Raw genomic sequence first — 10,510 nt, forward strand, 5'->3', positions numbered from 1 at the left:
CGTCTACCTGGCCGTCATGAGCCTGGACCCGACCGGCACCGGACGCAAACGCTGGACCATGCGCTGGAAGGCCGCGCTGCAAGCCTTCGACATCACCTTCGACGGCCGGCTCACCGCCGGACGTCGCTGAACAAAACCAATTGAGTCCCACCGTTTACTACACAGCCCCGGTCTGCCCGTCCCTCCCGATCTCGCAGGGCATGGGCGGGCAATCGTATGGTGGGTCGAGCTGATGATCTGTCAATCGGGGGGTTGCATCGTGGGGTACACGATTCCTGAGGGCGTCGACACGATGCTCGATGTGGTCGGTGTGGGCTGGCCGAACGTCGACGAGGATGCGTACCGCGACATGGCGGACGCGCTGCGGGAGTTCGGTGATGACGCGGACGACGATGCGTACGCCGCTTACCAGCACATCCAGAAGTTGCTGGCGAGCGGGCAGAGCGAGTCGTTGGCCGCTCTGGACGCGCACTGGTCGAAGGTGCAGGGCAAGCACAAGGATCTAGCGAAGGCGGCGCGGCTCGTCGCGGGTGCGCTGGACCGGGTCGCCGACATCATCGTGGCCCGCAAGATAGCCGCCGTGGCCGAGCTGGCCGATCTGTGTGCGACGGTGGGTATCACGCTGGCGTTCGCCCCGGTGACGGCCGGCCTGTCGGCGCTCCTGGCGGGCGCGAAGATCGCGGCGACCCGTATCGCCTTCAAGCGGATCCTCAAGGAGATGGCTGAGGCCGCCGTATCGGAGATCGTCGCGACGCTCACCGAGCCGGCGGTAGCCGCTATCGAGAACATCGTGGCGGATCTGGCCGTCCAGACCGCGCTGAACGTAGCGGGTGTGCAAGACGGCTACAACACCGGGCAGGCGGCACAGGCGGGCAAGGACGCGCTGCAGATCAACTCGGTGGGCGGGTCCGGTGGCCCGGGCCCGGGCGGTGGCCCGGTGATCGACCACGATGCGCACAGCAAGGCCGGGATGCACCTGGCCGGTGTGCAGATCACGATGCGCGAGAAGACGGGCGGCAAGCTCGGCAAGGCCAAGGGACACCACGGCCGGGCCAAGGGCAAGGACTCCCTGACCGCCGTACTCGACACCACGATCGAAGGGGTGGTGGACAAGCTCGGTAAGGCGCTGAGCGATATGGGCGACCACGTGGGCAAGACGGTGCCCGAACGCATCGCCAAGAGTTCCAAGACGCACAAGGACACCGACCACGACATCCGTGACGGCCTGAACAAGATCACTTCGGGCGGCGGAAAGGACGACGACGGTAGCCGTGGCGCCGTGCGAGATCAGCCGACCCGTAGGGGCGGCGGGACACGGCTCAAGCCGGCTTCCCTCGACGGCGCCAGGGACAACACCCGCCGTCACGCCATCTCCCTGGAGAAGAAGACCTGCAAGAACGATCCGGTCGATGTCGCCACCGGGGAGATGGCGCTGCCCCAGACCGATCTCGTGCTCCCTGGCACCTTGCCCCTCGTTCTGCGCCGTACCCATCTGTCCGACTACCGCTGGGGCAGCTGGTTCGGACGCAGCTGGGCTTCCACTCTGGACGAACGCATCGAGCTGGACCCCAGGGGGCAGGGCGCGGTCTGGGCGCGCGAGGATGGGTCGTTGCTCGTCTATCCGCGGCTGCCGGTCCCGGATGACGTGGAGGGAGTTCTGCCGACTGAAGGGCCTCGTCTGCCCCTGGCCCATGTCGGGCGGGACGACGCGTCCGCGACGACCTACTGCATAGCAGATGTGTCGGCAGGGTCTACGCGCTACTTCACGGGCAGCCCCTACAAGGAGTCGACCGCGTACTGGCTGAGCGAGGTCGAGGACCGCAATCACAACGGCATCACGTTCGTCCGGCGCAGTGACGGAGCTCCGGTCCGGGTCATACATGACGGCGGCTACGAGGTTGCGTTGCGCGTCGAGGACGACCGGGTGACCGAACTGTCGCTGCGGACACCCGAAGGGCCCGTCACCGTACGGCATTACGGCTACGACAGTGAGGGCAACCTCGACGCGGTCATCAACTCCTCCGGCCTGCCCACGCGGTTCACCTACGACTCGGACGCCCGCATCACCTCCTGGACCGACCGCAACGAGTCCACGTTCCGGTACGTCTACGACGCCGTCGGCCGGGTTGTCAGGACGATCGGCCCGGACGGCATGCTCTCCTCCACGTTCGCCTACGAGACGCCCCCCGAAGCGGCTGGGGGGACGACCCAGTACACGGACTCGACCGGCGCCACCAACGTATTCCACTGCGATGACCGGTTTCAGGTCGTGGCTGCGACCGACCCGCTCGGTGCCACGCAGAGGAGTGAGTACGACGAGTTCGGCCGGCTCCTGACCCACACGGACGCCCACGGGGCGACTTCCCGGCAGAGCTACGACGATGACGGCCGGCCGGTCGAACTACTGAGGGCGGACGGTCATCGCACAACCGTCACCTACGACAGCCACGGACTCCTGGCCTCCCTGACCGAACCTGACGGAGCGAGGTGGCTGCACAGCTACGACGAGAGGGGTAACCGCACTACTCTCACGGATCCGAGCGGGGCCACCACTCACTACACGGTGGACCCCCGGGGCGCCGTGACCGCCGTGACCAATGCTCTGGGCGAGCGGGTGGAGATCACTCGGAACGGAGCCGGGCTCCCCCTGAGTGTCGCCGACGCGTCCGGGACCGTGCGTCGTTACACCTACGATCCCTTCGGCCGCCCGATACTCGTCGCCGGCCGTGAGGAGACCGACGCGACCCGGCTGGAGTGGTCGGTGGACGGTTGGCTCATACGCCGGACCGACCCCGACGGAAGTTCCGAGCAATGGGAGTTCGACGGCGAGGGCAACTGCACCCTGTACACGGATCCGCTCGGAGCGACAGCGCGTACTGAATACACACACTTCGATCTGCCGACCGTCCGGATCACACCTGGCGACGCGCGCCACACCTTCACGTACGACACCGAGCGACGGCTGATCGAGGTCACCGATCCGCAGTCCCTCTCCTGGACATATGACTACGACGCGGCTGGGCAGTTGATCAGCGAGACCGATTTCGACGGTCGTACCACGACCTATGCCTACGACGACGTCGGCCGTCTCACGCGGCGGACCAATGCCGCCGGCCAGGCCGTTGCCTACCGCTACTCCGCCTCCGGGCAGCTGACCGGCAAAAGTGTCGACGGGCGCGAGATCCACTTCGACAACGACGCGTGCGGACGTCTGGTCCATGCCGTCGGTCCCGATGCCACGCTGGCCTACCGCTATGACGCGGTAGGCCGCGTTGTCGGGGAAACCGTGGACGGCAGGACACTCTCCACCGACTGTGACGCGGTCGGCCGCCGTACACACCGTAGGACTCCGCTGGGTATCGCGACCACGTATGCATACGACTCGACGGGAAACTTCGAGACAGTGACGGCATCCGGCCGCACTCTTTCTTTCGAACACGACGCGGCCGGCCGCGAGATCCGCCGTACGCTGGATGACCGCCTCGCCCTGACCTACAGCTGGGACCAGGCGGGTCGGCTCTCCGCGCAGACCGTCACCTCCGACCGATCCGTGCAACCGGCGATCGACCGCACATACGCGTACCGGAGGGACGGTCACCTGACAGGCGTGACCGATCTCCACACGGGCCACCGCGCCTTCACCCTCGACGAGGCCGGCCGTGTCACGGCCGTCGAGGCCGAGAGCTGGACGGAGCGGTACGCCTACGACGCAGCCGGAAACCAGACGCACGCCTCGTGGCCTGACAAGCACCCCGGAAGCGAGGGCCGTGGAGCTCGCAGGTACACCGGAAGCAACCTGGTGAGTGCCGGTGGTATCCGTTACGAACACGATGCCCAAGGGCGCGTAGTGGTGCGCCGCAAGAGCCGCCTGTCGCGTAAGCCCGACACCTGGCTGTACACCTGGGATGCCGAAGACCATCTCACGTCCGTCACCACACCCGACGGCACTCGCTGGCGCTATCTGTACGACCCTTTGGGCCGCCGCATCGCCAAGCAGCGCCTCGACGCGGACGGAACTGTGGCCGAGGAAACCCGCTTCACCTGGGACGGAACCACCCTCACCGAACAGACGACCTCCGCCGCCGGCTCCCCCGAGCTCATCACGCTCACCTGGGACCACGACGGTCAGGCACCACTCGTGCAGACGGAAACCAAATCCCTGGCCGGGGCCCCGCAGGAATCGATCGACCAGCGGTTCTTCGCGATCGTCACCGACCAGGTGGGCACCCCGACCGAGCTGGTCGACGAACACGGCACCGTGGCCTGGCGAACCAGGGCCACCCTGTGGGGCACCACCACCTGGAACCGGGACGCGGACGCCTATACGCCGTTGCGTTTTCCCGGCCAGTACTACGACCCGGAAACAGAACTCCACCACAACTACTTCCGCCACTACGACCCGCAGACCGCTCGATACCTCAGCCTTGACCCGCTAGGACTCGACGCCGCGCCGAACCCCCACACCTACGTCGACAACCCGCACACCCTGACAGATCCCCTGGGTCTCGCGCCGTGCGACGAAAGCGACGTCAGCTGGGGCGGCCGCGTACGCTACGGACGCCCCGGGCCGGGCGGACGGGCAAGCACCATGCGCGCCACGATCGAGGCGGACATGACAGGCGGACAGACCAACCCGAGCGCGAAGGTGGCGGGCTACGTGAAGTACAAGAAGCTGAACAAGACCCATCTGCTCGGCGCGCAGATCGGTGGCTCGAACAAGGACTCGCGAAACTTCGTCACAATGCACCGCTTCGCCAACTCCCCAGTCATGCGAAAAGTCGAGGACCAGATCAGGGCGGCCGTCGACAAACGAGGGGAAACCATCGAGTACTCCGTCACGCCCGTCTACCGGACCAACGACCCCACCGACGTCGTGCCGATTGGGCTGACCATCGAAGCCCGGGGCAACAAGGGTTTCAGCTTCACGCCCTACGAAGGCGGCTGCAACACCAACACCGTCACTATCCTGAACGTCGCCAAACGCGTCTGACCCGGTACAGAAAGAGACGATCATGCACCCCGCCGTGGAACGCCTCACCGAACTCGTCGCGCCTTCCGGTCCGCGCCGCTCCAGGGACTGGCCGGCCGTCGAACGGGCACTCGGCACCGCGCTGCCGACCGACTACCGGCAGCTTGTCGAGACGTACGGGGGAGGTGTCTTCGACGAGACGATCTGGCTCCTGGATCCTGCCTGCCCGGACGACGACTACGAGCTGCTCGCGCAAGCGACCGAAAGGGACGAGACCCTCGAGAAGCTGTGGGAGGTCGAACCCAGGCCTGCTCAGCTTCAGGAGTCCGGTACGGAGGTGCTGCCCTGGGCCTACATCGAGGGCACAGGGGCAATGCTGTACTGGCTGGTGAAGCCGGGACAGGAGCCGGACGAATGGACGGTCATGTTCAACGAGGGCCGTGGGCCGTTGTGGGAACACCACGACACTCAGTGCGCGTCCTTCCTTCTGGCCGTTCTCACGGGGCGAGCGGAGACCAACTACTTCCCGGCACTCCCTGCTGATCAACATCAGTTCGATTCCAACGACGAGATCCTCGGTTAGCTGCGCCGGCGGTCGCTGTGGGGCACCGGCAAACGGTTGGCGATGGCATGAGCCTCGATCCACCGCGTGTTCAAGGGTCACGCGGTGGATCGAGGCTCAGCGCAGCCGGGCGTCGGGATGCCTCAACAGGTGTCCCTCCTGTCGGACGCCGGATATACGGTTGTCCGTAGATCGTCGGCTTTCGTCGGCGTAGTCCCCTGCGGACATGTACACGAAAGGGCGCCGTCGTGAAACCCACCCTGGCCGCCGCACAGTTGCGCGGCAGTCTGACCCAGTACCTCACGACGACGTACGCGCTGGCGGACGAGGACACCCGGCTGGCGCTGGAGCGGTTTCTCGGCGACCCTGAGTCCGGGATCTTCCGCGGGCCCTACCTGCGTATCCGTACGCCGTTCCACACAGCGGACGACGGGTGGCAGTCGGCGCTCGAGTGGGACCCCGGGTTCCCGCCTTACCGGCATCAGGCCAAGGCCTGGGAGCGGCTGAGCACACTGCGCGGGGCGGCCGAGCCGACCCTGGTGACGACGGGGACGGGGTCGGGCAAGACCGAGTCGTTCCTGGTGCCCGTGCTGGACCACTGCCGGCGGCAGAAGGCGCTGGGACGGCAGGGTGTCAAGGCCGTCCTGCTGTACCCGATGAACGCCCTGGCGACCGACCAGGCCGGGCGCATCGGTGAGTACCTGGCGCAGCCCGAGCTGGCGCAGGTCACGGCCGGGTTGTACATCGGGGACCGGCCGGACACCGACTTCCGGCGGGTGATGACGCGGCGCGAGGAGATGCGCAGGACGCCGCCGGATGTGCTGGTCACCAACTACAAGATGCTGGATCTACTGCTGCAGCGGGCCGAGGACAGGTCGTTGTGGGCGGGCGCGGACCTGACGTACGTGGTCCTGGACGAGTTCCACACGTACGACGGTGCACAGGGCACGGACGTGGCGATGCTGCTGCGCCGGCTCGGGGCGACGTTCGGGGCCTCGCGGACGGGGCGGCCGCTCGGCGATATCTGTCCGGTGGCGACGTCGGTGACGCTGGGTGAGGGCACCGGTGGGCTCGGCGGGATCCTCGAGGTGGCCGAGCAGGTCTTCGGCGTGCCCTTCGGGACGGATTCGATCATCGGTGAGGAACGCCTGACGGCCGACCAGTTCGTCGGTGACGTGAATTACGAACTGCCGGATCCACCCACGCCGAAGGAGGTGATCGAGGCGTCCGGCGGGCCGGGGGTCGAGTCCCGGCCGGACCGTCTCGATCTCGACGAGTTGGCGTATCTGCTGCTCAACAGGCGCGCACTCGATCCCTTCAAGCTCGGGCGCATGCTCAAGCAGCACGACTTCACGCACGCGGTGCTCGCCCTGTTGAACGGGGAGCCGCTGGACGAGTGGGGCCTGCGCGACCGCATGGCCCGCTTCGGATACTCCTGGGCGCGTACGGCCCGGGAGAATCCCCGCCTGGCACTGGAGGCGTTGTCCCGGTTCGTGGCGCTGCTGTCCGCGGCGCGGGACCCCGCGTCGGACGAACGGCGGCCCCGCCCGCTGCTGCACATCGAGGCGCACCTGTGGGTGCGGCCGGTGAGCCGGGTGCTGCGCGGGGTCGGTGCCGCGCCCGAGTTCCGGTGGTACGAGGACGAGCGTGGCGGCGATCTCCCCGGAGTCCGACCCGCAGCAGCTCGTCACCGCGGCGGACAAGATCTGGCGGGCCGGTGTCGGCCGGGACAAGCGTCGTATCCGGTATTTCATCGCGGCCACACCGGCGGAGGCGGCAGAGGCGCTCGAAGCACTGACGGGGGCGACCCCCGCGTCCGGGGGCACGGACCCCTTGTCCGTGGTCGTTCTCGACGGCGCCAGGGGGACGTACCGGATGCCGGTCCCGGGCGATGCGGAGGAGCTGCAGGACGCCTGGTTCGCCTTGGCCGTCCTGGACAAGAAGACGGCGGACGGTGCGGCGAAGGACGACCGCTGTCCGGCGTGTGCCACGGACAACGGCATCCGGTTCCTGGGTACGTCACTCGCCGCGCTCGCCTCGGCGACGGTGACCCAGCTGTTCACCGGCGGTGAGATCGCCCTGCTGCCGGAGGAGCGCAAGACGCTGCTCTTCAACGACTCGACGCAGGACGCCGCGCACCGTGCGGGATACGTGGCCAATGCGTCGTACAAGTTCTCCCTGCGCTCGCTGCTCGCGCACAATCTGGACGAGTCCGGGGCGCCGCTCGCACTGAACGATCTGATCGGCAATGTGCTGGACTCGGTCGACGATCCCGGGGCCCTGGCCGCTGTCGTGCCGCCGGACCTGCACGACGAGGCCGGTGTGGACCGGCTGCTGTCCGGCCGGGGCACCGGCGACGCCCGGACGTGGAAGCTTATCGGGGAACGTCTGGCGTTCGCGACCGTGATGGAGTTCGGGCTACGGTCCAGGATGGGCCGGACGATGGAGCTGACGCGGACAGCGGCCGCCGAGGTCACGGTGTCCGACCCGGACCGGGTGGCGGCGCTGGCCCGCGATCTGCATCTGACCCTGCCCGGGCAGCTGGTGATGAGCCAGGGACTGCCCACGACGGACCGGTATCTTGCCTTCGTCCGAGGGCTGTTGGAGCGGATGCGGACGCGCGGCGGGATTCGGCACCGCTGGCTCGATACATGGATCAGGGAAGCGGGCGTCAATCAGTACCTGATCTCGGGACAGCGTGCGGAGGGCATGCCCGCGTTCCCCGAGGGGTATGTGGCCCCGCCGCGTTTCCTGCTGGACAGCACGAAGGAACGCAGCAAGTTCGACACCGTCACCGGCCGGGGCGCCTGGTACCAGGACTGGACGCGGCGCTGTCTGTCGCTGGACGCGGCCGGGGCGAGCGAGTACCTGCGTCGGCTGCTCCCGCTTCTGGCGGAGGAGGGGCTGCTGTCGGTGAAGGTGGCGGCCGACCGCGTCACCCGGGTGTACGGGCTGCAGCCGGGGCACATCGAAGTGCGGCTGCTGGACGACTCCGTGGTCAACAAGGCGTTCGTCGGCTGCGACGCGTGCGGCTGGCAGCAGGTGGTACCGCCCGAGCGGCGCACCCGCTGGTACGGGCACCCATGCCCGCGATACCGGTGCAAAGGCTCACTGACTCCCCCGCAGTACGGCACGTCGTCCACAGGCTCCGGCTCGGGCAGTTTCGGCGGGAAGCTGGAACGCGACTACCAGGGCGACTACTACCGGCGCCTGTATCTGACCGGCGGCACCTACCGGGTCGTGACCGCGGAACACACCGGCATGCTGACCCGCCCCGAACGCGAGCGCGTCGAGCGGACGTTCCGCGAGGGTACGCACTACACCGATCCGAACGTGCTGTCCTGCACCCCGACGCTGGAACTCGGCATCGACATCGGCGACCTCTCCGCCGTCCTGCTCGGTTCCCTGCCCGGCGGGCCGGCCAACTACGTACAGCGAGCCGGACGGGCCGGCCGCAGGACCGGCAATGCCCTGGTGGTGGCCTTCGGCGGGCGGCGTGCGCGTGACCTGTACTACCTGGACGATCCGCGCGAGATGATCGCGGGAGACATCGTCCCTCCCGGGTGCTATCTGTCGGCCGTCGAGATCCTGCGCCGCCAGTACACGGCGCATCTCCTCGACCTCGCGGCGCGCGGCGTCCTGGTGACGGCGGACGGCGAGCGGTTGCAGCCAGTACCCCGGCTCGCCTCGGCCCTGTTCGGGACGACGGGATGGTGTCAGGACCTTCAGGACGCGGCCCTCACCGAGGGGCCGCGCCGGGTGGAGGAGTTCCTGGCCCTTTTCCCCATGAGTGAGGACGAGGACACCGGGGTGTCGGAGCACGCGGCCGGGGAGCTGCGTGCCTACGCGACCGGTGGCATCGTCCGTGCGCTGCAGGAGGCCGAGGCGGACTGGACCGGCCGGCGCGAGGAGCTGCGGCGGCGTATCGCGGCGATCGACGTGGCCGTGGACGGCCTGCTCGCCGACGACCGCGAGCAGGGGCCGGAGCGGAGGGAGTTGCTCGCGGAGCGCCGGTCGACGGGTGATCTGCTGCGCAACCTCAGCCAGACGAGCGCGCACGGTGTGCTGGTGGAGCTGGGGCTGCTGCCCAACTACAGCCTGGCCGACACGGTGACGACCCTGGAGGGCACGCTCTACTGGAAGGAGACCGCCGATCCCGTGGAGGGGGATGTCGATGCCGCTCCGACCAGCACCTACCGCAGTGAGGTCCGTGACTACGAACGCTCACGCAAGCTCGCCCTGACCGAGCTCGCCCCGGGCAACAGCTTCTACGTCAACGGCTACAAGCACGTGGTGCGTGCCCTGGACATCGGCAGCCCGGAGCGGCGCGCCTGGGCGGTGTGGCGGCTGTGCCCCGCCTGTGGCTACACACGTACCAAGGACGCCCAGACGGACACGTCCGCCTGTCCACGCTGCGCTTCGCGCGAGATCGCGGACGCGGGGTGCGTGAGCTACGTACTGGAGCCGAAGCGGGTCATGGCACGTGACAAGCGTGACGACGCCCGGGTTCGCGACGACCGGGACGAGCGGGACCGCCGACGGTACTCGGTGCTGAAGACCGTCGACATCGACCCGGCCCATCTCGCCCCCGGGTCGTGGCGGCACGACACCGCCGTGTTCGGCGCCGACTTCACGCGGCGTGCGGTGGTCCGGACGCTGAATCTGGGCCTGGACCGTCAGGACGGCAGCTCGACGGTGTCGATGGCGGGCGAGGACGTGCGGCTCAACCCGTTCTATGTGTGCACGAGTTGTGGTGGCGCCACGTCCGAGGGCCAACCGGTCGTCGACCAGGCGCAGCACGCGCTGAGCGAGTCGCTGAGCAGGTCCACCCGGGCCAGTGCCCATCACCAGCTCTGGTGCCCGCGCCGTCGACAGCGCGGTGCCGCCTAGGTGTATTGATCACGAGCGTTGTTGACAGTCTCGGGTCTTGAACATGGCGAAGACCTCCGATGTGGTGGAGCTGTCTAGGAACACACCAC

The 10,510-nt window shown here is 68.0% G+C and carries 4 protein-coding genes and 1 pseudogene; all 5 read left to right on the top strand.

The genetic code is table 11. The annotated features are described in order from the left end of the window. Positions 1–130, top strand: a pseudogene (locus ACFYSH_RS33785) (IS256 family transposase); the annotation flags it as partial. 129 nt (positions 131–259) lie between these two features. Continuing rightward, entirely contained in the window at positions 260–4,990 is a 4,731-nt protein-coding gene (locus tag ACFYSH_RS33790) for a DUF6531 domain-containing protein (RefSeq protein ID WP_359479257.1), read from the top strand. Between the two features lie 22 nt (positions 4,991–5,012). Then, positions 5,013–5,552, top strand: coding sequence for an SMI1/KNR4 family protein (locus ACFYSH_RS33795; RefSeq protein WP_359479255.1), 540 nt, complete (start codon positions 5,013–5,015; stop codon positions 5,550–5,552). Between the two features lie 227 nt (positions 5,553–5,779). Next, complete coding sequence (locus tag ACFYSH_RS33800) at positions 5,780–7,603, top strand: DEAD/DEAH box helicase (protein WP_359479253.1); 1,824 nt, start codon at positions 5,780–5,782, stop codon at positions 7,601–7,603. A 1,189-nt stretch (positions 7,604–8,792) separates the two neighbouring features. Next, positions 8,793–10,421 carry a helicase-related protein gene (locus ACFYSH_RS33805; RefSeq protein WP_388757693.1) on the top strand — a complete coding sequence of 543 codons (1,629 nt, stop codon included), beginning with the start codon at positions 8,793–8,795 and terminating at the stop codon, positions 10,419–10,421. Positions 10,422–10,510 lie beyond the last annotated feature (89 nt).

Origin of the sequence: Streptomyces sp. NPDC005791, from assembly GCF_042871485.1 — a bacterium.
Taxonomy (GTDB): domain Bacteria; phylum Actinomycetota; class Actinomycetes; order Streptomycetales; family Streptomycetaceae; genus Streptomyces.